Source organism: Amycolatopsis tucumanensis (assembly GCF_021654135.1).
GTDB lineage: Bacteria > Actinomycetota > Actinomycetes > Mycobacteriales > Pseudonocardiaceae > Amycolatopsis_E > Amycolatopsis_E tucumanensis.
The window spans coordinates 16,424-40,791 of the sequence record NZ_JAKGSD010000066.1; the positions used below are offsets into that span (position 1 = coordinate 16,424).

Below are 24,368 nucleotides of genomic sequence, written 5' to 3' on the forward strand. Positions count from 1 at the left end.
CGGCATGACCGCACCGCGCGGCGGAAACCTGCGGCCGGTACCACCGCGACGCATCGCTCGATCCGCTGTCCTCCGGACAGCGCGGCCCGCGGCGCGGCGAAGGCTGGGGCGGCACCGCCCCTTGCCAATACCGCCGCGACGAATCACTCGATTCCGCTGTCCTCCGGGCTTGAACGCGCCAACGCGGCCAGCGTGTCCAGCGCCCCGGCCAGTACGTCGATCCGCGGGGACGCCAGTGCGAGCCGCACGGCGGTGGGGGCTCTGCCGGGGCTCACGGCGAACGCCGCGGCCGGGGTGACGGCTATCCCGCGCCGTGCGGCGGCCGCCACGAACGTCTCCGCCCGCCACGGCTCCGGCAGCCGCCACCAGCAGTGGTACGCCCGCGGGTCCGACCGCACCTCGAAACCCGCCAGGCGCTCGGCCACCAGCTCCTGCCGCGCCACCGCGTCGGCGCGCTTGGCAGCCTCGATCTTCGCCAGCGTGCCGTCCGCCATCAGGCGCGTCGCGGCCGCCATCGGGAACCGCGCCGCCGCCCAGCCGCCCGAACGCACCGCGGCGACCACCCGGTCACGCAGCGCCGGCGGAGCCACCACGAAACCCAGCGTCAGCCCGGGCGCGAGCCGCTTCGAGAGGCTGTCCAGCACGACCGTCCGCTCCGGCGCGACCTCCGCCAGCGGCGCCAGGTCCGGCCGCAGGAAACCGTTGATGCCGTCGTCGATCACCGGCAGATCCCGCTCCCGCAACACCTCGGCCAGCTCCACCCGCCGCGCCGCGGGCATCGCCAGCCCCAGCGGGTTGTGCAGCGCCGGCTGCAGGTACACCGCCCGCAACCGCGGCGGCAGGTCCGGCACCACACCGTGCTCGTCCAGCTCCAGCGGCACCAGCGTGACCCCGAGCCGCGCCGCGATGCCCTTCACCACCGGGTACGTCAGCGCCTCCACCCCCAGCCGCTCCCCGGCCGGGACCAGCGCGGCCACCGCGGCGGCGATCGCCTGACGGCCGTTGCCCGTGAACAACACGTCCGGCGCGGACGGCGCCCACCCACCCCGCGCCAGCACCGACGCGGCCGCCGCCCTAGCTTCGGCCGTGCCCGTCACCACGGCCGGCCCCAGCCCCTGCACCAGCAAGTCCGGCCGCAGCAACGGCCCGAGGCTCGCGGCGATCCACTCGGCCTGTTCCGGCAGCACCGGGAAGTTCAGCTCCAGGTCGACCGTCGCGGAGGCGGGTTCGGCCAGCGCGGAACCCGGCTCCGGCGCGGCCCGGATGAACGTGCCCCGCCCGGTCTCGCCGACCGCGAGGCCACGCCGGACCAGCTCGCCGTACACCCTGGCCGCGGTGGAAACCGCGATGCCGCGCTGCCGCGCGAACCGGCGCTGCGGGGGCAACCGGTCGCCCGGCCGGAGCCGCCCGGCGGCGACATCGGCGGCGACGTCGTCCGCGATCGTCCGGTAGTCCACCCGCACCCCCACATTGCACCGAGAGCAATATTTGTATTGCACCGAGCATAGCAGCCGATCTACCGTCGGGGCATGACGATCGAAATCGGCTACGACGACAAGGGCTCCGGCCCGGCCCTCGTCCTGGTCCACGGCCACCCGTTCGACCGCTCGATGTGGCGGCCCCAGCTGGACCACTTCAGCGAGCGCGGCTGGCGAGTCATCGCACCCGACCTGCGGGGTTACGGCGAGACCACGGTGGTGCCGGGCAAGACGCCCCTGGAGACCTTCGCCCGCGACCTGGCCGGCCTGCTCGACCGCCTGGACGTCGGCCAGTTCGTCCTGGGCGGGCTGTCCATGGGCGGTCAGATCGTGATGGAGTGCCACCGGCTCTTCCCGGAGCGGATCCGCGCACTGGTCCTCGCCGACACCTCACCGCGCGCGGAGACCGCGGAGGGCAAGCGGAATCGCACCGAGATGGCCGCACGATTGCTCCGAGAAGGACTCCGGCCGTACGCCGACGAGGTGCTCACGAAGATGGTGGCGCCCGCCAACGTCGCCGCGATGCCGGACATCGCGGAGCACGTCCACCGCATGATGCGCTCGACCGCGCCGGAGGGCGCCGCGGCGGCCTTGCGGGGCCGCGCCGAACGCCCGGACTACGTGCCGACGCTGGCCGGGGTCCGCGTGCCGGCGCTGGTGGTCGTCGGCGACCAGGACGAGTACACGCCGGTCGCCGAGGCGGAGTTCCTGCACTCACTCATCCCCGGCGCGGAGCTGGCAATCATCGAAGGCGCCGCGCACATGCCGAACCTGGAACGGCCCGCGGAGTTCAATTCCACCCTGGCGAACTTCCTCGCGAAGGTTCCTCAATCGTCATAGGCGGCGCGCGCCTCGCAGTGGGATGCCGGTCCCGGTGCCCGGTCCGGGTCAGGTGCGGATCCGGGTGTCGGCCGCCGCGGTCAACCCGATGGACCTCGCCACGACGGCCGGGCTGTTCGCCGAGATGGGCGCAAGCGGGTGCGAAAGCGGCGGCACGGCTCCGGGACGGCGGGCTGCGCGGCCGTCTGGTCCTGCTGCCTCAATCACCGCGCCCGAGGTGGTGCTGGAACAGTTTCCGGCTGATCCGGCCCAGCTCGGCGAATTCGTCGTCGGTCAGCGGGTTCACCACCGATTCGTGCACCGCCCTGCGGTATCCGGGCGCGACGCCGTGGAGGAATTCGGCGCCCTCCGCGGTCAGCACCGCGTACAGGCCGCGGCGGTCGGTCGGGTGTTGTTCGCGCCGGACCCAGCCGAGGCCGGCCAGCCGGGTGATCCGGTAGTTCAGCCTGCTGCCCGGCGAGAACAGCACCGCGGCCAGCTCGCCCATTCGCATCCGGCGGTCCGGCGCGGCGTCCAGCCTGGTGAGGATTTCGTATTCCGCATGGGAAATCCCGGCGGTTTCGTGCAGGTGGCGCTCGATCGCGCGTTGCACGAGGGTCTGCGCGCCGAGGTAGTGCACCCAGGCCCGGAGCTGGTCATCGGACAGCCACCGGCTCTCCTGCATGGACCCTCCCAGTTGATCGGCAGGGCTGGAATATAGCCGATGGCGCGCCGGAAAACGGGTCAATCCAGGCAGCGCCGCACGTGGCCCGGCACCAGAATCGCCTTGCGGCGGAGGATTTCGGTGAACGCCGACACGACGGGATCGCCACCCGGGCGCGTGTAAGCCGCCAATCGGCGTCGCACCGGCGGGTCCGGCCGCAGCAGGTGCGCGGCGAACCGCGGCGGCAGCACGTTCGCGGGCACCAGCGCCGGGCCGAGACCGGCGGCGGCCAGCGACGGCGCGGCGGCCGTCTGCTCGGTCCGCACCGCGGCCCTGGGCTGGAACCCGGCCGCCGCGCACACCTGGTCCAGCAGGTCGGCGAGACCGTTGCCGGGCGCGTAGTGGACCCACTCCCGCTCGGCGAGGTCCGCGAGCCGGACCGTGGTCGCCGTGGCCACCGGATCGTCCGGCGGCACCACCACGACGAACTCCTCCTCGCCGAGCGGGTGCACCGGACCGTCCCAATCGGACGGTTCCGGCCCGACGGCGAGATCGGCCTGCCCCTGGGCCATCGCGGCGGCCAGCTCGTCGGCGTGCCGGTGCTCGAACAACCGCACGTGCACGTCCGGGTGGGCGCGCCGCCACGCCTTGAGCACCGGCGGCAGCACGCCGAGGCTCACGGAGTACAGGGTCGCCACCATGATCTCGCCGCACTGCAGCCCGGCCGCCTGCCGGGCGGCGGACACCGACTTCCGCGCCGCCGCCAGCGCCGCCCTCGCGTGCGGCAGCATGGCCCGGCCCATCGGCGTCAGCCGCACCGACCGCGGCAGCCGCTCCAGCAGCGGCCCGCCGGTCGCCCGCTCCAGCGCCCGCACCTGGTGCGACAGCGCGGGTTGCGTCACGTGCAGCAGCTCGGCCGCGCGCGTGAACGAGCCCGCGTCGACGATCGTCACCAGGTACTCCAGCTGCCGCAGGGTCATGAGCACAGCTTATGCCGGAACCGGAACCGCTCGGGTCCGTTCATGCCGCTGCACCTGCCACAGCCACCAGGCGGCACCCACCGCGACGGCCGAAGCGCCGGTCAGCCACCAGAACGCGACCTGGAAGGCGTGCTCGGCCCCGGTGGGCAGCAGCCGGGACAGCACGACCGCCGACATCGCGCCGCCGACCGCGCCGCCCACCCGCATCAGGATGTTCAGCACCGTGGTCGCGTCCGGGAGCTGCTCGCGCCGCACCGACGCGAACGCCGCCGTACCCGCCGGGGACGCCGACAACGCCAGCGCCATGCCGCGCAGGAACAGCAACGCCTGAAGCAGCACCGGGTCCGCGTCCGCGCCGAGGAACGCGAACGGCGCGGTGGTGAGCACGGTGCACACACTGCCGACGAGCGCGACGATCCCGCCGCCGTGCCGGTCGGTCAGCCACCCGGCGAGCGGCATCACCACCATCGTGCCCAGGCCGAGCGACAGCAGGGACAGGCCGGTGGTCACCACGTCCGCGCCGCGCAGGTTCTGGAAGTACAGCGGGAACAGCAGCATCGCGCCGAACATCGCGGCGCCGAAGAACAGGCTGGACACCGTCCCGGCCGCGAACACCTGGTTGCGGAACAGCCGCAGATCGAGCAGCGGCCGCTCCCGTCGCCACGACCGCAGCGCGAACGCCACCAGCCCGGCCGCGCCGAGCGCCAGCGACACCAGCACCGACGGGCCGATCCCGCCGCCGCCCTCGCCGACCGCGGTGAGCGCGTAGACGAACAGCGGCAACCCGAGCCCCACCAGCGCGAACCCGGTCCAGTCCAGCCGCCCGGCGCCACCCGGCTCACCGCGCGGCACGTACTTCCACCCGAGCGCGATGCCGATCGCGCCGATCGGCAGGTTGATCAGGAACAGCCACTCCCAGGACAGCGAGTCCAGCAGCACCCCGCCGACGGTCGGGCCGATCGCGGGCGCGCTGCTCACCGCGATGCCGAGGATGCTCATCACCCGCCCCAGCCGCTCCGGGCCGACCGCCTGGCCGAGGATCGTCTGCCCGGCCGGGGTCAGCAGCCCGGCCGCCAGCCCCTGCACGACGCGCAGCACGACCAGCCACCCGATGTCGCCGGCCAGCGCGCACAGCCCGGACGCGACGGTGAACGCGGCGAACGCGCCCAGCCACAGCCGCCCGACGCCGATCCGGCGGCCGAGCCACCCGCACAGCGGCAGCGACACCGCCAGCGCGATCAGGTAGGCGGTCGACACCCACTGCACCTCGTCGAGCGAGGCGCCCAGGTCCGTGCCGATCCGGTCGAGTCCGACGTTGACGAGCGACGAGTCGAGCATGCCGACGAAGGCGCCGAACACGATCACCAGCGAGATCCGCCACACGGGCCAGGGAATCCGTTGCATGATCCCGAAGCTAAAACCTCAAGTAATGTCGAGGTCAATGCCCGCTGAGCAGCACCGTAGGATGGGTGCGGCGAAATCCGGCGACACGGGACGGGACGATGAAGCACATCTATGCGGGCAAGGTCCGTGAGCTCTACTCCGACGGGGACGACATCCTGCTCGTCGCCTCCGACCGGATCTCGCTCTACGACGTGGTGATGCCCACACCGATCCCGGACAAGGGCAAGCTGCTCACCCAGCTGTCGCTGTGGTGGTTCGAGCACCTGGCGCAGATCGTGCCGAACCACGTCGTGTCCACCGACGTGCCCGAGGAGTTCGCCGGCCGCGCGATCCGCGTCAAGCCGCTGAAGATGGTGCAGGTCGAGTGCATCGCACGCGGCTACCTGACCGGGCTGGGCCTGAAGGAGTACCAGAAGCAGGGCACCGTCTCCGGCGTCCAGCTGCCGCCGGGTCTGGTCGAGGGCAGCAAGCTGCCCGAGCCGATCTTCACGCCGACCACCAAGGCGACCGAGGGCCACGACGAGTTCATCACCTTCGACGACGTGGTGGCGCAGGAAGGCCGCGAGACCGCGGAGCGCCTGCGCGAGCTGACACTGGCGATCTACCGTGCGGGCGCCGAGCGGGCCGCGGAGAACGGGATCATCGTCGCGGACACCAAGGTCGAGTTCGGCTGGGACGCCGACGGTGTGCTGACCCTCGGCGACGAGGTCCTGACCTCCGACTCGTCGCGGTTCTGGCCCGCCGACCGCTGGCAGCCGGGCCGCCCGCAGTTCTCGTTCGACAAGCAGTACGTGCGTGACTGGGTCAGCGGCACCGGCTGGGACAAGACCCCGCCAGCGCCGGAGATCCCGGCCGACGTCGTGGCCACCACCCGCGCCCGCTACATCGAGGTCTACGAGCGGATCACCGGGAATACCTGGGCATAAACAACGCTCATGGGTCCCGGTACCAACGGGACTTGGACTTATCGCCGCAGGCGGCCGAACCTGGTTGCATGAGCACGGAACGGAAGGTCGCCCTGGTCGCCGGGGCGAACGGGGTCATCGGCCGCAACCTCGTCGACCACCTGGTCTCGCTCGGGGACTGGGAGGTGATCGGGCTGTCCCGGCGCGGCGGTCCGTCGGGCGGGCCGGTCCGCCACATCGCCGTCGACCTGCTGGACCCGGCCGACGCGCGGGACAAGCTGGGCGGGCTGCGAGACGTCACGCACGTCTTCTACGCGGCCTACCAGGACAAGCCGACGTGGGCCGAATTGGTCGCGCCGAACGTCGCGATGCTGGTCAACCTCGTCGACGCGGTGGAGCCGGTCGCACGCGGGCTGCGGCACATCAGCCTGATGCAGGGCTACAAGGTCTATGGCGCGCACCTCGGCCCGTTCAAGACGCCGGCCCGCGAGGACGACCCGGGGCACCTGCCGCCCGAGTTCAACGTGGACCAGCAGAACTTCCTGGAGCAGCGCCAACTCGGCAAGGCGTGGACGTGGTCGGCGCTGCGGCCGTCGGTGGTCTGCGGGTTCGCGCTGGGCAACCCGATGAACCTGGCCACCGTGATCGCGGTCTACGCGTCGATCTCGAAGGAACTCGGGGTGCCGCTGCGGTTCCCCGGCAAGCCGGGCGCGTACACGTCCCTGCTGGAGATGACCGACGCCGGTCTGCTGGCGAAGGCGACAGTGTGGGCGGCGACCGACGAACGCTGCGGCAACCAGGCGTTCAACATCAACAACGGCGACCTGTTCCGGTGGAGCGAGCTGTGGCCGGAACTGGCGCGCTGGTTCGACCTGGAGGTCGCGCCGCCGTTGCCGATGTCGCTGGAGACCGCGATGGCGGACAAGGAGCCGCTGTGGGAGTCGATGCGCGAGCGGTACGGGCTGGAGCCGTCGTTCGCCGAGGTGTCGTCGTGGCGCTTCGGCGACTTCGTCTTCGGCTGGGACTACGACGTGATCGCCGACGGCTCGAAGGCCCGCCGGTTCGGTTTCCACGAGTTCGTGGACACCAGGGAGATGTTCCAGTCGATCTTCGAGGAGCTGCGCAAGCGCAAAGTGATCCCCTGATGGTTAACCTGAAAGCATGAGCACTCCCGTCGAGTTCTACTGGCGTCCCGGCTGCGGCTTCTGCATGGCGCTGCGGGCCGGTCTGGAGCGGGCCGGCCTGCCGTTCACCGAGGTGAACATCTGGGAGGAGCCGGGCGCGGCGGAACGGGTGCGCGAGGTCGCGAACGGCAACGAGACGGTGCCGACGGTTTTCGTCGGCCCGGCGGCCATGGTCAACCCGAGCGTGGACGAGGTGCTTTCCGCCGTGCGCGAGCACGCTCCCGAGCTGCTCTGACGTACCTACCGATAGGTACAGTGACGGGGTGGACACCTCGGAGCGGCTGATCCGCAGCACGCAGGAGCTGCTGCGGGACCGCGGTTACGTGGGCACCAGCCCGAAGGCCATCCAGCAGCACGCGCAGGCCGGCCAGGGCAGCATGTACCACCACTTCAGCGGGAAGCCGGACCTGGCGCTGGCCGCGATCCGCCGCAGCGCGGAGGAGATGCGGGCCGAGGCCGAGACGGCGCTCGCCAGTAGCGGCACCGCCCTGGAGCGCATCGACGCGTACCTCCTGCGGGAACGGGAGGTCCTCCGCGGCTGCCCGATCGGGCGGCTCGCGCAGGACCCGGACGTCGTGGCCAGCGAGGCCCTCCGGCAGCCGGTAAAGGAGACCCTCGGCTGGCTGCAGGAACGGCTCGACGGGGTGCTCGCCGACGGTGTGGCGCGCGGGGAGCTGCCCGCGGACCTGGACACCGGCGCCACCGCGGCCACCATCGCCGCGGTGGTGCAGGGCGGGTACGTGCTCGCCCGCGCGGCGGGCTCCGTCGATCACTTCGATCGTGCCGTTGACGGCGCACGTAAGTTGCTTGGAGCGATTTCCCAACACCGTCAGTAATTTGGACGTTGTTTCACGGCCCCGGCTGAGTCACCTTCACCCGGTTGCGGTACAAATGCGCGCAACTGTCGGTATGCCTTCGCGTCCGAAAGGTGGGTCCGGTGAACGACGAAGTGTCGGTGGCCGAACTGCTTGAGCGCGAGGGCTGGACGGAACAGCCCCGCGCGCCGAGATCCCGGTTCCAGGTGATGGCGGTCATGCTCGCCGTCGTGCTGGGCTGTGGGCTCGCCGCGATCCTGGTCAAGGTCGGCGCGGACACCTCGCCCAACGACGACGCCGCGTTGTTCAGCCTCCCGGCCGGGCCGACCGGCGGCCTCGCCGGCGGCGGCGTCCCCGGAAACCAGAGCACCACCGAGCGCACCAACAGCTCGTCGCGGATCACGGTCACCAACGCCTCCCCCGGCGCCGGGAACGGCGGCGACATCGTGCCGTGGGCCACGAGGTCGCGCACCAGCACGTCCACCGAGACGGTCACCGTCACCGACTCCAACCTGCCGCCCGCGTCGAGCACCGACCCCGGCGCCCCTGGCGATCCGACCGACCCCGGCCAGACGAGCACCCCCACCGGCGGCACCAGCACCGGCGCGACCACGACCACCCCGTCCCGCACGCCGCCGAGTTGCATCCTGATCATCCTCTGCCGCCCGTAAGCTCGGCCGGGTGGAGATCTTTCACCTGCGTTACTTCGTCGTGGTGGCCGAGGAGCTGAACTTCTCGCAGGCCGCGCGCAAGCTCCACATGGCCGCGTCACCGCTGAGTCAGCGCATCAAGGACCTCGAACACGAGCTGGGGCACCGGTTGTTCCGGCGCAGCACCCACAGCGTCGAGCTGACCGACGCCGGCGCCGCGCTCCTCCCGCTGGCCCGCGAGGCACTCGAACACTTCAACGCGATCCCCTGGCGGCTGCGCGAGGCTCTCGGTCCGCGGCACCGGATGGCGCTCATCGGCGTGCCGGCCGGGCTGCACCCGGACCTGCGTGCCCGCGTGCAGGAGCTGGAGGAACGCTGCCGCGACCGGTTCGACCTCAAGCGCTGGCCGGGCCGCACCAGCGACCTGATCGAGGCGGTGCACGACGGGCGGCTGAGCCTCGCGCTGGTCCGGCTGCCGGTGAGCGATCCCGCGCTGGAGGTCGTGCGGGTGCTGTCGGAGCCGCTGGGCGCGGTCGTGCCCGCGGACCGGTTCGAGGGCCGCGACGCGCTGAGCCTCACCGACCTGGTGGACCTGTCGTACGTCCCGGTGCCGCCGGAGGCGCAGCCGGTTTATTTCGAACAAATGGACCAGGAACTGCGTGCGGCAGGCGTCAAGAAACGTCTCAAGCCGCCGCGAACGGACTATTCCGGGGTCGCCGAAATCGTCGCGAGCGGTCTCGGGTTCACCGTCTCGATGCTGGACCCGCGCAGTCCGATGCGCAACTACAGCGTGGAGAACGTGGCCGTGCTCCCGATCACCGATTTCCGCCCCGAGCTGCAGACCGGGCTCATCTGGCGACGTGACCGGGCCTGTCCGGGGGCGGAACTGGCCGGACTCGTCGCGGACGCCAGAGAAGTTTTCCGGCAAATGGTATGACCACTGCGGTCATACCATTGTTCGCCCTTTGATCATTCCCTCTCCTCGTTTTCGGACCTACCGTCGAATTGTCAGGTGAGGACGAGAACGAGGAGCAGTGATGAGTGGTCCACTCGACGGGATCCGGGTCATCGACCTCTCCACGGTGGTGATGGGCCCGTACGCCGCGCAGATCCTGGGCGACCTGGGCGCGGACGTGATCCGGATCGAGGCGCCGGGCGACTCGGCCCGCAACGGGCACTACCGCAACACCCCGGGGATGACCGCGCTGGCGATGGCGGTGAACCGCAACAAGCGCAGCGTGGCCCTGAACCTCAAGGACGACGAGCAGCGCGCGCGGGCGCTCGACCTGATCGACACCGCCGACGCGCTGATCACCAACATGCGCCCTGGCGCGCTCGGCAGGCTCGGCCTGACCTACGACGAGCTGTCCCGGCGCAACCCGAAGCTGGTCTACGCGCACGCGCAGGGTTTCCGCGGCGACTCCGACCGCGCGGGCCACGCCGCCTACGACGAGACCGTGCAGGCCGCGTCCGGGCTGGTCGACATCGCGAACCGCGCGCTGGGCAAGCCGGTGTACCTGCCGACGATCCTCGGCGACAAGGTCTCCGCGCTGACCATCGCCTACTCGGTGCTCGCCGCGCTGCTGCACCAGCAGAAGACCGGGCAGGGCCAGCACGTCGAGGTCCCGATGACGGACACGCTGATCGCGTTCAACCTGGTCGAGCACCTCGCCGGGCACACGTTCGAGCCGCCGTCGGCGCCCACCGGGTTCCCGCTGTCCATGGGGCAGGGCCACCGCGCGGTGCGCACCAAGGACGGGCTGGCGTGCGTGATCCCGTACAACCCGCAGAACTTCCGGGACTTCTTCGCCGCGGCGGGACGGCCCGAGCTGGCCGAGGACCCGCGCGTGAACGGCGACTACGTGGACTCCGCGGACAAGGACGCGCTGGCCGACCTGATCGAGGAGTGCGCCCCGGCGCTGACGACCGCGGAGTGGGCGGAGGTGTGCGCGAAGCACAGCATCCCGATGGCGCCGGTGCTGGAACTCGACCGCGCCGACGAGGACCCCTACGTCCGCGACGGCGGCCTGATCCGGCTGGTCCAGCACCCGACCGAAGGCCCGGTCCGCACGGCCGGCATCCCGGTGCGGTTCTCGGAAACCCCGGCAGAGATCCGCCGCCTGCCCTCGGCACCCGGCGCCGACACCGAAGAGGTGCTGCGCGAGGTGAGCGGACGATGAAGGCCACCGACGTCGCGCGGCGCCACACGACCCCGCTGACGAACCCGGCCTACGCGCCGGTCGTGCCGCGGTTCACCGACCGCGAGTACCTCAACGTCGTCTACCGCACCGATTTCGACGCCCTGCGGGCCGTCGTCCCGGAGCCGCTGGAGATCGACGAGCCGCTGGTGCGCTTCGAGGTCATGCGCATGGGCGACGTGAGCGGCTACGGCCCGTACACCGAGGCCGGGCAGGCGATCCCGGTGCGGCTCGGCGACGAGCGCGGCGAGTACCTGCACGCGATGCACCTGGACAACTTCCCGGCCACCGCGTCCGGCCGCGAGGTCAGCGCCTACCCGAAAACCGTTGGCGCGCCGCGGTTGTACGTCGACCACGGCGCCCTCGTCGGGACGCTCGACTACGGCACGCTCCGGGTCGCGACGGCGACCATGGGCTACAAGCACCACCCGCTCGACCCCGCCGAAGCACGCGAGCAGATCGCCGTCCCGACGTTCATGCTCAAGATCGTCCCCGGTTACGACGGCCGTCCGCGCGTCGCGGAACTGGTCCGCACCCGGATCACCGACGTGACGGTCAAGGAGGCCTGGACCGGTCCCGCGCGGCTGCAGCTGTTCGAGCACGTTCTCGCCCCGCTGGCCGACCTGCCCGTGCGGGAGGTCGTCTCGGCGAGCCACGTGCTCACCGATCTCACCCTGGCGCCGGTCACCCCGGTGCACGACTACCTGGAGGCGTCATGAAGATCGCGGTGATCGGCGCGGGCACGATCGGGCTGTCCTGGGCCGCCCTGTTCGCCGCGCACGGGCACGAGGTGCGGGTCAGCGATCCGCGGCCGGACCTCGCGGACGCGCTGGGCGACCTCGACGTGCACATCGCGGGCTCGGTCGGCGAGGCCGTGCGCGACGTGGACGTGGTGCAGGAGAACGGACCCGAGCGCCTGGACTTCAAACGCGAGCTGTTCGCCCGGCTGGTCGCCGAGGCGCCCGCGCAGGCGCTGCTGCTCAGCTCGTCGTCGGCGATCCCGTCCAGCGAGTTCACCGCGGACATCGACGGCTCGCGTGTCCTCATCGGACACCCGTTCAACCCGCCGCACATCATGCCCCTGGTCGAGGTCGTTCCCAACCCGCGCACGAAAGAAGAAGCCGTGCAAGAAGCCGTGGAGTTCTACCGCTCGCTCGGCCGCGTGCCGGTCGTCGAGCGCAAGGAGGTGCCCGGCTTCGTCGGCAACCGCCTGCAGAACGCCCTGCAGCGCGAGGCGATCCACCTGGTGCAGGAGGGCGTGGTCGATCCGGCCGGGCTGGACGAGGTCGTGGTCAACTCGCTCGGCCTGCGCTGGGCGGCGGTCGGGCCGTTCCTCGGCGCGCACCTCGGCGGTGGTCCCGGCGGGTACCGGCACCTCGCGACGCACATCGGCGCATCGATGGACCGGATCACGCCCGGGCAGCCGGACCCGGCAGCCACCGAGCGAGTCATCGAAGCCGTGGAGAAGGCCTACGGCGACAAGGCATACACCGATCTCGCGGCGGAGCGCGACCGCAAGCAGCTCGCGATCCTCGCCGCCCGAGGACAAGGAGACACCGAATGAGCGCCGACTTCTACGGCTACGAGGACCTGCTGTCCGAAGAGGAGCGCAAGACGCTGCTGAAGGCCCGCGACTTCATGCGGACCGAGGTCAAGCCGCTGGTCAACTCCTACTGGGCGCGCGGCGAGTTCCCGCGCGAGCTGATCGGCAAGTTCCGCGAGCTGGGCCTGGCCGGCGTGGCCTACGAGGGCTACGGCGACCCGCTGCCCCGCGGCAGCCACCTGCTGACCGGGATGCTCGCCGCGGAGTACTCGCGCGTCGACCCGTCCGTGGCGACCTTCTTCGGTGTCCACAACGGACTCGCGATGTACAGCGTGTACGCGGGCGGGGACCAGGAGCAGCGCGACCGCTGGCTGCCCGCCATGGCCGCGATGGACAAGATCGGCGCGTTCGCGATGACCGAGCCGCTCGGCGGGTCCGACGTGGCGGGCGGCATGCGCACCACCGCGAAGCGGGAAGGCGACACCTGGGTGCTCAACGGCGCCAAGCAGTGGATCGGCAACGCCACCTTCGCCGACCTGGTCGTCGTGTGGGCGCGGGACGTCGACGACAACCGCGTCAAGGGGTTCGTCGTGGAGACTCCGGCCGACGGCTTCGTCCCGGTCAAGATCGAGAACAAGGTGGCGTTCCGCATCGTCGAGAACGCCGAGATCACGCTGAGCGACGTGCGGGTGCCGGAGGCGAACCGGCTGCGGAACATCCGCTCGTTCCGGGACGTCGCCGAGATCCTGCGCGCCACCCGCGGCGGCGTCGCCTGGCAGGCGCTGGGCGTCATGATCGGCGCGTACGAGGCCGCGCTCGCGTACGCGAAGGAGCGCAAGCAGTTCGGCAAGCCGATCGCCGGCTTCCAGCTCGTCCAGGACCTGCTGGTCAAGAGCCTGGGCAACATCACCGCGTCGTGGGGCATGCTGGTCCAGCTGGCCCGCCTGCAGGACGCCGGGATCTTCCGCGACGAGCAGTCGTCGCTGGCGAAGGCGTTCGTCACCGCGCGCATGCGCGAGGTGGTGGCCTGGTGCCGTGAGCTGCTCGGCGGCAACGGGATCGTCCTGGACTACGACGTGGCCCGGTTCTTCGCCGACGCGGAGGCCATCTACTCCTTCGAGGGCACCCGCGAGATGAACACGTTGATCGTCGGCAAGGCCGTCACCGGCCAGAGCGCGTTCGTGTAGTAGATCTCGCATCACAGATCAATAACTCTCAGCAACGAAATCCCCCTTTCAGGCGAAGAGAAGTCGTACGCCTGGAAGGGGGATACATGCACTCTCGGTGGTTAGCCAAACGCTTACTCGCGTTCATCGGGACGGGACTGATCACGTTGGGCCTGGTCACGGCGATCTCGGCCCCGCAGGCCGCCGCCGCGCCACCGCCCGGCTTCGTGCTGCTCGACCAGCCGACCGGTCAGAACGCCTTCGACCTCACCGACTTCGCCTACCTGCCGGACGGGAGCTACCTGAGCACCGGCAAGAGCGGCAAGCTCAACTGGACCTCCACGGACGGCAAGACCACGCGGACCCTGCGCACCCTGACCGTGCGCAACCAGGGTGACCTGGGTCTCGTCAGCGTGGCCGTGGCGCCCGACTACGCCACGTCGAAGGCCATCTACCTGATCCGCTCGGTTCCCAACGGCACGACGTTCACGCTGCGTCTGGCGAAGTGGACGGTCACCGGCTCCCCCGAGCCCACCGGCATCACCGGCGAGCAGACGCTGATCGACATGCCCGGCGGGTCCGATGTGCACGGTATGACCGGTCTCATCGCGGCCGACGACGGCACGCTGTGGGTGTCGATCGGTGACAACTCCGACTACACGCGCGTCGACGAGAACGCGCTGAAGACCCTGGACGTCAACGCCCTCAACGGCAAGGTCCTGCACATCAACGCCAACGGCAGCGGGGTGTCCACCAACCCGTACTACGACGCGGCCAACCCCACGGCGACCCGCAGCAAGGTGTTCGCGAGCGGCTTCCGCAGCCCCTTCCGGTTCACGCTCGACCCCAGCAGCGGCCTGCCCGTCGTCGGCGACGTCGGCTGGAACGAGTGGGAGGAGCTCGACCTCGTGCAGCCGGGCCGCAACTACGCCTGGCCGTGCTGGGAGGGCAACCACCGCACCCCCGGCTACGCGGACCTGCCCGGCTGCGCGTCGGTGACCAACAGCGCGCCGCTGTGGGAGTACCACCACGGTGACGCCTCCAACCAGGGCAACAGCGTCACGGCCGGCCTCGTCTACACCGGATCCAGCTACCCGGCCGAGTACCAGGGCGCGTTCTTCTTCGGCGACTACGTCGGCAAGAAGCTGTGGACCGCGCGCTGGAACACCGCGGGCACCCTGACCCAGGCGCCGCAGGACCCGCCGCTGGCCACCGACATCGGCGGTCCGGTCAAGTTCGCCGCTGCCCCCAACGGCGACGTCGTCTACGCCGACATCTACACCGGCAACCTGCGCCGCCTCAGCTACGTCACCGGCAACACGACCCCGGTGGCGAAGGCGACGACCACCAGCGACCCGGCGACCCGCACCGTCACGTTCGACGCGTCCGAGTCGACGGACTACGACGGTGACGCGCTCACCTACACGTGGGACTTCGGCGACGGCACGACCGGCACCGGCGTCACCACGACGCACACCTACAGCTCCGACGGCCCGTTCACCGCGACGCTGACCGTGCGCGACCCGCTCAACAAGGCCGGGACCACGTCGTTCACCGTCGCACCGGCCAACCACACGCCGGTGATCACGCTGACCGAGCCGTCCGCGCGGGACTTCGCGATCGGCGAGGCGGTGTCGCTGGCCGCGACCGCGACCGACACCGAGGACGGCGCACTGCAGGTCACCTGGACCTCCACCGTGCTGCACTGCCCGGAGGAGGAGACCTGCCACTCGCACCCCGGCGTGGGCGCCAGCGGCTCGACCTTCAGCGTCCCGTTCACCGACCACCCGGACTCCCGGATGGTCCTGACGGCGACGACCACCGACAGCGCGGGCGTGTCCACCAGCACCAGCTACACGGCCTGGCCGCGCCAGCACCGGCTGACGCTGAAGTCGAACGTGCCCGCGTCGCTGCAGATCCCGTCCGAGGGCGGCGTGAACAGCGCGCTGGTGACCGAGGGCGTCACGCTCGACGTGGTGGCCGCGGAGACCGCGTCCGACGGCGCGTCCAAGTTCTCCGCATGGGAGAACGGATCCACCAGCCGGACGCGGACGCTGACGGTCACCTCGGACCTGACGCTGACCGCGACCTACGCGACGGCGATCGACCAGCGCTACAACAGCGACGCCGCCGTGCGCTCGCTGCTCGGCGCTCCGACCGCGCCCGAGGCGCAGGACGGCAACGTCAACTACCGCGTGTACGCCAACGGCCGGATGTACTGGTCGGCGCAGACCGGCGTGCACGAGGTGCACGGCGCGATCCTGGGCAAGTACCTGGAACTGGGCGGTCACACCCGCTTCGGCGCGCCGACGACCGACGAGCTGACCACGCCGGACGGGGTGGGCAAGTACAACCACTACATCGGCACGCCCGGCACGCTGACGGCGTCGATCTACTTCTCGCCGAACACCGGCACGCACGCCATCTGGGGTGTGATCCGGGAGAAGTGGGCGGAGAAGGGCTGGGAAGCCGGCCCGCTCGGCTACCCGACGACCGACGAGCTGGTGACGCCGGACGGCATCGGCCGGTACAACCACTTCAGCAAGGACGGCTCGATCTACTGGACGCCTGCCAACGGCGCCCACTCGATCTGGGGCCTGATCCGGCAGGTGTGGCAGCAGACCGGCTGGGAAGCCGGCCCGATGGGCTACCCGGCCACGGACGAGCTGATCACGCCGGACGGCATCGGCCGGTACAACCACTTCGACAAGGCGGCATCGATCTACTTCTCGCCGTCGACGGGCGCGCACGAGATCTACGGCGCGATCCGGGCGCGGTGGGCGGCTCTGGGCTGGGAGACGTCGTACCTCGGCTACCCGACCACGGGTGAGTTCGCCGCGGACGGCGGCAGGCGGAACAACTTCCAGCGGGGCTACATCCAGTGGTACCCGAACGGGACCGTGATCGACCGCCGGTACTGAGTTCTGATGCGAAAAACCGCCCTCCCCGCCGCGTGCGGGGAGGGCGGTTTTTCGTTGCTCAGTAGTAGAAGTGCAGGGTGTCGAGCAGGCGGTGGTCCGGTTTCGGGTCGCCGAGCTCGATCGCGACCTCGGTGATCAGCGCCTGGGTGAGCGCCGTCAGCGCGGTCAGCGAGCGGCTGTGCGAGACGCCGCAGGTCTCCGCGAACAACGCCACCTCGGCGGACTCCACCAGCGGCGACGCGGCGTTGTCCGTCAACGCCACCACCGGCAGCCCGGTCTCCCTGGCGTACCCGGCGACCCGGACCGTGTCGGCCGCGTATCGGCGCACCGAGAACACCAGCAGGACCTCGTCCTCGCACAGTTCCTTGAGCTCGTCCGGCAGCGAGCCGCCGCCGAGCCGGTGCACGGCGGGCAGGATCTCACCCAGCCGCTGCGCCGCCAGGTCCGCCACCGGCCGGCACTCGCGCAGCCCCATCACGTGCACGCGCGGCGCCCGCGCGAGCAGTTCCACCGCCCGCAGCCACGACGGCCGCTCCAGGTGGCTGAAAGTGCGCGAGAGGTTGGTCTGCTCCTGTTCCAGCACCGCGGAGAGCAGGCCGCCCGGCTCCGGCTCGGCGGCGTGCTCGGTGCGCCGGGCCACCTGGGCCTGCTCGGCCACCCAGGTGCGGCACAGCTCCATGATGTCGGGGTACCCGGTGAGCCCGAGGGAGTTCGCGAACCGCGTCACCGTCGACTCGCGGATCTCCAGCAACCGCGCGGCTTCCGAGATGCCGCGGTAGGCCGTGCCCTCCGGGTCGGCGAGCAGCAGGTGGGCGAGGCGCAGCTGCCCCGAGGCCAGTTTCGGCAACCGGCTCCGGAGCAGTTCCGCCAGCTCCTGGTAGCTCCCGGGGGCCTTCACACGCGCAACTCCACGACCGTGACGCCGGCGCCGCCGACCGGGTCGTCCATCGCCATCAACGCTGCCGGTGCTTCGTCCAGCGTGATCCGGCGGCCGATCAGCGCGTTCAGGTCCATTGTGGATCGTTCGACCATCGCCAGCATCTCCGGGTACTCGTGGGCCTGGATGCCGTGGCTGCCGAGGATTTCCAGTTCGTCGGCGATCACGCGGTGCATCGGGATCGGCGGGATGCCCTGCCCCGGCGGCATCAGCCCGACCTGGACGTGCCGTCCGCGGGGCCGCAGGCTCGCCACCGAGGCCGCGCAGGTCTGCGGCAGGCCGACGCAGTCCAGGGAGACGTGCGCGCCGCCGCCGGTGATGTCGCGGATGGCGGCGGCGGTGTCCTGGCCGGCGTCGACAGTGGCTTCCGCGCCCAGTTTCGCGGCCAGCGCAAGGGCTTCGGGAGAGAGGTCGACGGCAACGACCCGCGCGCCGGCGGCGACGGCGAGCATGACCGCCGAGATGCCCGCGCCACCGCAGCCGTGCACGGCGACCCACTGGCCCGCGGTCGTCCGCCCCTGCCGCAGCACGGCGCGGAAAGCGGTGCCGAAGCGGCAGCCGAGCGCCGCGGCCGTGCTGGACGCGAGGTCATCAGGCAGCCGGACGAGGTTGACGTCGGCGTGGCCGAGGGCGACCAGCTCGGCGAACGATCCCCAGTGCGTGAACCCGGGCTGGGTCTGGTTCACGCAGATCTGCTGGTTGCCGGTGACGCACTGCTCGCACGTGCCGCAGGCGCACACGAACGGGACGGTGACGCGGTCACCGGGTGACCAGTGGCGCACCCGGTCGCCGGTCGCGACGATCCGGCCGGCGAGCTCGTGGCCGGGCACGTGCGGGAGGGTGATGTCGCTGTCGTGGCCGCGCCAGCCGTGCCAGTCGCTGCGGCACACGCCGGTCGCCTCGACCGCGACGACCACGCCGTCCGGGGCCGGCGCCGGGTCGGGCACGTCGCGGACCTGCGGTGGGGCTCCGAACTCGGTGAAGACGACTGCGCGCACCCCGACACCCTACGTGGCGTCAGCGGCCCTTGAGCAGCTCCACGATCGGGGCGAAGCGGTCGGCGTAGCCGGAGTTGATGGTGATGTAGGAGATGCCCAGCTCGTCGCGGCGGCGCAGGAGGGTGTCGGCGGCCTGCTGCGCGGTGCCGGGCAGGACGCTGACGGAGCCGTGCGCGACCAGGTCGGCGATCGTGGTGCCGATGTAGCGCTCCAGCCACGGCGCGGGTTCGTCGCCGACGGCGAGCAGGTTCATGGCCAGTTCGACGTCCCGGCCGTGCGCGGCGTCGTGGACGGCGCGGACCAGTTCCCGTGCTTCGGCTTCGGTGGCGCGGGGCTGCCAGGCCATGGTGACGACGTCGGCTTCCCGGCCGGCGAGTGCCAGCATCTTCGGGCCGCCCGCGGCGAGGAGGAGCTTGGGGCGGTTCGCCTGCTCGTTGAGGTGCCGCACGGTTTCGGCGATGTGCGCGACCCGCTCTTTCGGTGTCCCGAACTCGCGGCCGAGCCGGCCGAGCGTGGCCTCGGCGCCCGGGCGGCCGGTGCCGAGGCCGAGTTCGAAGCGGCCGCCGGTGAGCCGGTGCAGGCTTTCCGCCTGCCAGGCCAGCAGCCGCCGGTCGCGGAACCCGTCGACGGCGACGAAAGTGCCGACGTGCAGTTCGGTGGTGACGGCCGCGGCGGCGGACAGGGTGGTGAAGGGGTCCAGACCGCCGAGCGGGTCGGGTGAGAGGAGCGTGTGGAAGCCCTGGATCTCGGTGCGGCGGGCGAGGGCGGTCCAGTCGGCGAGGTGGGTGATCTGCCCGGCGACGAGGCCGAAGCGGAAGGGTTTGTCAGTCATGCGGCCGATGGTGGACCCGTGGGCCTCGTCACCGCGTCCGTTCGTCGTCGGCTCTGCGGCCTACGTCGGGAGGCGCACGGTCAGAAGACGGCGACGCTCAGCGCCTGCGCGATTTCCTTGCCCAGCGCGTGGGTCGCCGCTTCGGCGCCCGAGCCGACCTTGACCACGAGTGAGCCGCCGAACGGTTGGCGTTCCACCACTTCGATCCGCTCGCCGAGGGCGATGGCGTGGTCGGCGAGGTAGCGCAGCATGTCCGGGTCGGTGTCCCACACGCGCACGATCTGGCCGACCGCGCCCGGCTCCATCTCGTCGAGCAGGCGGGTCGGCACCTCCTCGACGCTGCCGTCGGCGGCCGGGATGGGGTCGCCGTGCGGGTCGCGGACCGGGTTGCCGAGCTTGGCCGCGATGCGCTCGATGAGCCGGTCGGAGACCGCGTGTTCGAGCGCGTCGGCCTCGCCGTGCACCTCGTCCCACGTGTAGCCGAGTTCCTGCACCAGGTAGGTCTCGATGAGCCGGTGGCGCCGCAGGACACCCCGCGCGAGGCGGCGGCCTTCGGGGGTCAGCTCGATGCCGCGGTAGGGGACGTGCTCGACGAGGCCCTGCTGGGCGAGTTTGGTGACCATGCCGGACGCCGACGAGGGACTCACCTCGAGGCGGCCGGCCAGGGTCGTGTTGGTGACGGCCTCACCGCGCTCGACCAGGCCGTAGATGACCCGGATGTAGTCCTCGATCGACGAGGAGGACGAGCGGTGCGGACTGTCAGGCATGCTAATAACTCTACGTGCGGCCCCCGGTGGGAGTCAGCCTTGCCTAACTCCCCGGGGACCAGCGGTAGCGGATCCAGCCGGGCACCGGCTGGGCGCCGAGCTGGGCGTAGAAGGCCGCGGCGCGCTCGTTGCCCTCCTGCATGTCCCACTCGACGCGCCCATCGGTGCGCGCCCGCAGCGCGGCGAGCAGTTCGTTGCCCAGCCCGTGGCGGCGGTGCTCCGGGCGGACGTACAGGTCGTCCAGCCAGATGCCGGGGCGCCCCTCCCAGGTGGAGAAGTTCCAGGAGCAGAAGGCCATCCCCGCGACGGTGCCGGAGCCGGGCGGTTCCGCGATGAGGACCCACGCCTTGGGCTCCGGACCGAACAGGTGCTTGGTCATCTCGGCGCGGTCGAGGGTGAGCGTGTCGTTGCCCTCGTAGCGGGCGTGCTCCTCGATGAGCGCGCAGATCTCGTCGACGTCCCTGACCTCGGCTTCTCGTACCGGCATGTGACCCATGCTATGCGGCGATTTCGACCAACCGGAGGCCGTGGGTGATCCGGTCGCGCTAGTCTCTGCTTGAACTGCGTTCCACACGGGGGGTAGGGAACAGATGACCGAGGGCAACGGGCAGGTCTCGCTGGGGCCGACGGTGGGCGCGGGCCTGAGCGCCGTGGGAGGCGCCGGGTACCGCTTCGACCCCGACCAGATCGCCGAGCTGATCCCAAAGTGGGAGGAGCTGCGGGACGGTCTTGATGACGACTACAACAGCCTCAGAGAGGCCCTACGGCTGGCTCAGCCGCCGTCAGCCGATGCGCCGGCGGCGCAGAACGCCGAAGCCACCAAGAACTCGATTCGACTCGCCATCGACCACAATCGTCACATGCGGTCCTATGCGACGACCTGGATCGAGCAATTGAGGAAAGCCAACGGCACTTTCATCGAGCAGGACGACGACACTCGTCGCGGCCTGTACGATACGGGCGACTCGACAAACGGCAGCGGGCTGTACTGATAGGGGAAATGGTGCGCGAGGTCAAGATCAGCGTCACGGCAACCATAGGCGCGGCTCTGCTCGTTCTCACATCGTGTTCGGATTCGGACGGAAGCGGAATCGGGACGAGCTTCAGTCCGACATCGCCAGGTACGTCCACACAACCTTCGTCGACTGCAACAACCGACCAAGCACCCCCTGTGCACACCCCACTCGACGCGACTGCCTTCATCGCCGATCCATGCAGCAGCCTGACCAGCGCCCAAACCGCCGAATTGACGATAAGCAATGAGGGCAGGCACACCAACAACGCGTGCTCATGGAAATTCGGCCCGAATCTGGAGTGGGTAGTCCAAGCCTTTTACACAGTGAACGACAAGGGCTTGCAGAACACCTACGACCAAAACGCCGCCGGCTGGTTCAAGAACGGCTACTTCGAACCGACGTCGGTTTCCGGCTATCCTGCCGTCTACAGCAACGTCACCGATGCACGCCCTGACGGCACGTGCGATTTGGTGGTGGGAATCGATGACCGAACCGTTCTGGACGTTTCGGTCACCGGCAAGCCAGGGGAGGACAACTGCGGCGCTGCCTCCACCGTGGCAGGCAAGATCATCGAGACCATCGGATCATGAGCCGCAGGCAATTCACCCATCTCGGCGAACCTGGCAATACTCGCACGGGCCATGATCGACTCACGCTACCCTTTGGTTGAACTATGTTCTTGACCTGGCCACCTCGTCCGCAGGCACCTGTTGTGATCGAGGCCGTGGATTTTGGGGGAAACGAATGACTGGCGCAGTCCTCGGTTCGACCGCTTCCCTCGGCGGGATGACGGGGCAGCAGATCTACGAGAACTTCCAGCACGCTCCCGGCCCCGTGAACCTCCAGCAGGGCCAGCACCATCTCGGCACGGTCATGAAGAAGTATCAGATTCGAAGTAGGCAGGTCGCGGCGCTGACCGGAACCATGGTGGAGGGCTGGACGGGTGGCGCAGCGGACGCCGCGTCCCAGAGCGTGAGCAAGTTGGCTGCTGCCCATTCCAGTGCTGCTGCCGCGATGAACACAGCTTACGAACTGATCGAGAACCAGTCCCAGGCCTTCTTCGACACCAAGAACAAGGTCGTCCCGGTGCCGGAGGTTCCGCAGATCCCTCCGGGGCTCAAGGAGATCATCGGCGACTCGAACGGCGACCTCAGCCAGATGGTGAAGGTCGCGGCGGCGAACGCGGCCGCCAAGCAGAACGTCGAGGCCATGCAAGCCTGGTCGACCACCTCGGGCGACAACGGCGCGAAGATGCCGACCACCTACGGCACCCTCGACGCCGGCGTCCTCGGTGTCACCCAGGGTGCCCAGCCGGGCGGCAGCGTCGACATCCAGAACAAGCCGACCAGTGACGGGCCGCGCTTCGGGGGCGCTGGGGGTGCCTCCCGAGGCGGCGGTGGCGTCACCGGCGGCACCTCGTCCCTGTCGGGGCCCTACCAGGCCCCCGCAGGTCAGATCCCGGCCGACGGGCGCACCGTCGCCTCCGACGCGGCCTACGCGCCGCCCTCGGCGGGCTCCTACAGCCCTCCTCAGCAGGGCGGGTACGGCGGCGGCAGCAACTACGGCACCCCCGGCGCGTACGGCGTCCCCGGGTACGGGAACGCCGCGGGTTATCGCGGCGCCAACCCCGCGGGTGGGCCGGGCGCTGGAGCGGGCCGGGCCGGCGTCGGCTCCGGACGGGGCTTCGGCGCGGGTGGCGCCGGCCGTGCGGGCGATTTCGGGGCAGGTGGCGCGGGCCGTGGCGGTGGCTTCGGTCCCGGCAGCGGCGGCAACCCCCTCAGCGACGGCAAGCGCTTCGGCGCCGGGAACCCCGCCGCGGCGAGTGAGTCGTTCGGCCGTGGCGGCGCCGGTGCGGCCGGGCGGAGTGGCGCCGCCGGCAGTCCGGGCGCCATGGGCGCCGGCGCGGGCAACCGCGGCAAGGGCGACGACGACGGCGAGCACCAGCGGAAGTACATCGTGGACGAAGATGAGCACTTCCAGCTCACCGCGGAGGGCGAGAAGGCCGTCGACCCCGTCACGGGCATGACCGTCTCCCCGCCGGTACTCGGCCAGTAACGCCATGTGGTTCGCCGAACCGGAACGGTTCCAGGTCGACCTCCTCGCGGCCATGGTCGCCAAGGTCACCGGCGCCGAACTGCACCTCGCGCTCGCACCGCAGGCCGTGTGGCGCCCCGACGACGCCGATCTCGCCTTCAGACGCGCCGCTGACGCCGCCCTCGCGCGCTTCCACGTGCCCACCCGCGACGAGCCGACGTTCGCCGACCTCGCGCGCCTGCTCTCCACCCCCGCCGAGGCGCGGTTCGGGTGGCTGTCGGACACCACGCGGGGCGTCAACATCTCCACCCTGGTTGCCGCCGACCAGCGGTTCGGGGTCGTCGCCGTCCGGGACGGGCAGGAGGTCTCGGTCCGGACCTTCCAGCGCGACCGGCTCAGCAAGGTCCTCGCCGACGTCCTCCCTCAGGACGTGCGCAAGTCCCCGGAGCCGTCGCTGACCGTGCTGCGCAGCGAGGTCCGCGGCGCGCGCCAGGCCGAGCTGAACGGCACCCGGCCCAGCCGGGCGGTGATGCGCGCCGACTACCTGGCCTCGCTGGAGCCGTACTTCATCGCGGAGCTGCACGCCGAGGTCCGCGACCACACCGGACAGCCGCGGCACACGCGCTTCCCGCTCCGGGTCTACGACAACGCCGAAGGCCGGTGGACCGTCCAGGCGAAACCCCACTACGACGACCAGCTCCTCCACTTCGCCCCCGCCACGGCCACCGACGTTGCTGACCGCCTGGACGAGCTGCGCCGCGAGCTGAACTGAGCGACTGGGCCACTCACGCCCGCGCGAGAGGCACACTCGCGCAGGAGCAGGGGGTGGGGCAGGCGGCAGGGGGCCAGGGCAGACCAGGGCCAGGGGGGAGCGCGTGGCGGCGGGAGCGGCCGCGATCGCACGAGTGACACTCTCGTAACGCCACGAGAGGCACAGTCGTGCAGGAGGCAGGGGCAGGCGGCCAGGCCAGGCAGACCAGGGCCAGGGCAGGCAGACCGGGGCTAGATGAGTAATTCCGATCTTGGTTAGTGGTCGTAGGCGATCAGGGATCGGGTT

At 70.8% G+C, this 24,368-nt stretch carries 25 protein-coding genes; 16 read left to right on the plus strand and 9 right to left on the minus strand.

The annotated features are described in order from the left end of the window. Positions 1-143: 143 nt before the first annotated feature. On the minus strand, positions 144-1,457 hold the full coding sequence (locus L2C96_RS38680) for an aminotransferase-like domain-containing protein (protein ID WP_237339656.1): 1,314 nt from the start codon (positions 1,455-1,457) through the stop codon (positions 144-146). Between the two features lie 72 nt (positions 1,458-1,529). On the opposite strand from L2C96_RS38680, the gene L2C96_RS38685 reads away from it, so the two are divergent. Next, positions 1,530-2,318: an alpha/beta fold hydrolase gene (locus tag L2C96_RS38685; protein WP_237339646.1), complete on the plus strand. Its 789-nt coding sequence runs from the start codon at positions 1,530-1,532 to the stop codon at positions 2,316-2,318. A gap of 199 nt (positions 2,319-2,517) precedes the next feature. On the opposite strand, the gene L2C96_RS38690 is transcribed toward L2C96_RS38685, so the two are convergent. Genes L2C96_RS38690 through L2C96_RS38700 form a run of 3 tightly spaced genes read right to left on the minus strand, consistent with a single transcriptional unit; the run spans position 2,518 to position 5,345 of the window. Further along, positions 2,518-2,982, minus strand: coding sequence for a MarR family winged helix-turn-helix transcriptional regulator (locus tag L2C96_RS38690; protein WP_020416811.1), 465 nt, complete (start codon positions 2,980-2,982; stop codon positions 2,518-2,520). 59 nt (positions 2,983-3,041) lie between these two features. Then, positions 3,042-3,941, minus strand: coding sequence for a LysR family transcriptional regulator (locus L2C96_RS38695; protein ID WP_039791279.1), 900 nt, complete (start codon positions 3,939-3,941; stop codon positions 3,042-3,044). 9 nt (positions 3,942-3,950) lie between these two features. Beyond that, positions 3,951-5,345 carry an MDR family MFS transporter gene (locus tag L2C96_RS38700; protein ID WP_237339647.1) on the minus strand — a complete coding sequence of 465 codons (1,395 nt, stop codon included), beginning with the start codon at positions 5,343-5,345 and terminating at the stop codon, positions 3,951-3,953. Between the two features lie 98 nt (positions 5,346-5,443). On the opposite strand from L2C96_RS38700, the gene L2C96_RS38705 reads away from it, so the two are divergent. From L2C96_RS38705 to L2C96_RS38755, 11 genes are all read left to right on the plus strand, one after another. Further along, on the plus strand, positions 5,444-6,271 hold the full coding sequence (locus L2C96_RS38705) for a phosphoribosylaminoimidazolesuccinocarboxamide synthase (protein ID WP_237339648.1): 828 nt from the start codon (positions 5,444-5,446) through the stop codon (positions 6,269-6,271). Between the two features lie 68 nt (positions 6,272-6,339). Continuing rightward, complete coding sequence (locus L2C96_RS38710; protein WP_237339649.1) at positions 6,340-7,395, plus strand: SDR family oxidoreductase; 1,056 nt, start codon at positions 6,340-6,342, stop codon at positions 7,393-7,395. 16 nt (positions 7,396-7,411) lie between these two features. Continuing rightward, a complete protein-coding gene (locus L2C96_RS38715) occupies positions 7,412-7,669 on the plus strand; it encodes a glutaredoxin domain-containing protein (protein WP_020416816.1) in 258 nt (85 codons plus the stop codon). A gap of 28 nt (positions 7,670-7,697) precedes the next feature. Next, positions 7,698-8,270, plus strand: a complete 573-nt coding sequence (locus tag L2C96_RS38720; protein ID WP_237339650.1) for a TetR/AcrR family transcriptional regulator — start codon at positions 7,698-7,700, stop codon at positions 8,268-8,270. A 101-nt stretch (positions 8,271-8,371) separates the two neighbouring features. After that, positions 8,372-8,920, plus strand: a complete 549-nt coding sequence (locus L2C96_RS38725; RefSeq protein WP_237339651.1) for a hypothetical protein — start codon at positions 8,372-8,374, stop codon at positions 8,918-8,920. Positions 8,921-8,930: 10 nt separating this feature from the next. After that, on the plus strand, positions 8,931-9,836 hold the full coding sequence (locus L2C96_RS38730; protein ID WP_237339652.1) for a LysR family transcriptional regulator: 906 nt from the start codon (positions 8,931-8,933) through the stop codon (positions 9,834-9,836). 100 nt (positions 9,837-9,936) lie between these two features. Then, positions 9,937-11,079, plus strand: a complete 1,143-nt coding sequence (locus tag L2C96_RS38735) for a CaiB/BaiF CoA transferase family protein (RefSeq protein WP_237339653.1) — start codon at positions 9,937-9,939, stop codon at positions 11,077-11,079. Continuing rightward, the gene (locus L2C96_RS38740; protein WP_020416821.1) at positions 11,076-11,816 is read left to right on the plus strand and encodes an acetoacetate decarboxylase; all 741 of its coding nucleotides are present in this window, start codon (positions 11,076-11,078) and stop codon (positions 11,814-11,816) included. The genes L2C96_RS38735 and L2C96_RS38740 overlap by 4 nt, the downstream gene beginning before the upstream one ends. Then, complete coding sequence (locus L2C96_RS38745; RefSeq protein ID WP_020416822.1) at positions 11,813-12,661, plus strand: 3-hydroxyacyl-CoA dehydrogenase NAD-binding domain-containing protein; 849 nt, start codon at positions 11,813-11,815, stop codon at positions 12,659-12,661. The genes L2C96_RS38740 and L2C96_RS38745 overlap by 4 nt, the downstream gene beginning before the upstream one ends. Further along, complete coding sequence (locus L2C96_RS38750; RefSeq protein ID WP_020416823.1) at positions 12,658-13,827, plus strand: acyl-CoA dehydrogenase family protein; 1,170 nt, start codon at positions 12,658-12,660, stop codon at positions 13,825-13,827. The genes L2C96_RS38745 and L2C96_RS38750 overlap by 4 nt, the downstream gene beginning before the upstream one ends. Positions 13,828-13,973: 146 nt before the next feature. Next, on the plus strand, positions 13,974-16,727 hold the full coding sequence (locus L2C96_RS38755) for a PQQ-dependent sugar dehydrogenase (protein WP_020416824.1): 2,754 nt from the start codon (positions 13,974-13,976) through the stop codon (positions 16,725-16,727). A gap of 58 nt (positions 16,728-16,785) precedes the next feature. Here L2C96_RS38755 and L2C96_RS38760 read toward each other — a convergent pair whose 3' ends face one another. The 5 genes from L2C96_RS38760 to L2C96_RS38780 all read right to left on the minus strand — a co-directional run bounded on the left by L2C96_RS38760 (position 16,786) and on the right by L2C96_RS38780 (position 20,748). Next, positions 16,786-17,625 carry a MurR/RpiR family transcriptional regulator gene (locus L2C96_RS38760; RefSeq protein WP_020416825.1) on the minus strand — a complete coding sequence of 280 codons (840 nt, stop codon included), beginning with the start codon at positions 17,623-17,625 and terminating at the stop codon, positions 16,786-16,788. Beyond that, positions 17,622-18,662, minus strand: a complete 1,041-nt coding sequence (locus tag L2C96_RS38765; RefSeq protein WP_020416826.1) for a zinc-dependent alcohol dehydrogenase family protein — start codon at positions 18,660-18,662, stop codon at positions 17,622-17,624. The genes L2C96_RS38760 and L2C96_RS38765 overlap by 4 nt, the downstream gene beginning before the upstream one ends. A 19-nt stretch (positions 18,663-18,681) precedes the next feature. Next, positions 18,682-19,494, minus strand: coding sequence for an LLM class flavin-dependent oxidoreductase (locus L2C96_RS38770; protein ID WP_020416827.1), 813 nt, complete (start codon positions 19,492-19,494; stop codon positions 18,682-18,684). Between the two features lie 80 nt (positions 19,495-19,574). Beyond that, positions 19,575-20,261: a metal-dependent transcriptional regulator gene (locus L2C96_RS38775; protein ID WP_020416828.1), complete on the minus strand. Its 687-nt coding sequence runs from the start codon at positions 20,259-20,261 to the stop codon at positions 19,575-19,577. Between the two features lie 43 nt (positions 20,262-20,304). Next, a complete protein-coding gene (locus tag L2C96_RS38780; protein ID WP_020416829.1) occupies positions 20,305-20,748 on the minus strand; it encodes a GNAT family N-acetyltransferase in 444 nt (147 codons plus the stop codon). A 103-nt stretch (positions 20,749-20,851) separates the two neighbouring features. Here L2C96_RS38780 and L2C96_RS38785 point away from each other — a divergent pair, with 103 nt between their 5' ends. From L2C96_RS38785 to L2C96_RS38800, 4 genes are all read left to right on the plus strand, one after another. Beyond that, entirely contained in the window at positions 20,852-21,253 is a 402-nt protein-coding gene (locus L2C96_RS38785) for a hypothetical protein (RefSeq protein ID WP_020416830.1), read from the plus strand. A gap of 8 nt (positions 21,254-21,261) precedes the next feature. Continuing rightward, on the plus strand, positions 21,262-21,867 hold the full coding sequence (locus L2C96_RS38790) for a DUF3558 domain-containing protein (RefSeq protein ID WP_084506021.1): 606 nt from the start codon (positions 21,262-21,264) through the stop codon (positions 21,865-21,867). Positions 21,868-22,021: 154 nt separating this feature from the next. Beyond that, a complete protein-coding gene (locus L2C96_RS38795) occupies positions 22,022-23,332 on the plus strand; it encodes a hypothetical protein (protein ID WP_237339657.1) in 1,311 nt (436 codons plus the stop codon). Between the two features lie 4 nt (positions 23,333-23,336). Continuing rightward, entirely contained in the window at positions 23,337-24,083 is a 747-nt protein-coding gene (locus L2C96_RS38800; protein ID WP_020416833.1) for an ESX secretion-associated protein EspG, read from the plus strand. Positions 24,084-24,368: the final 285 nt, after the last annotated feature.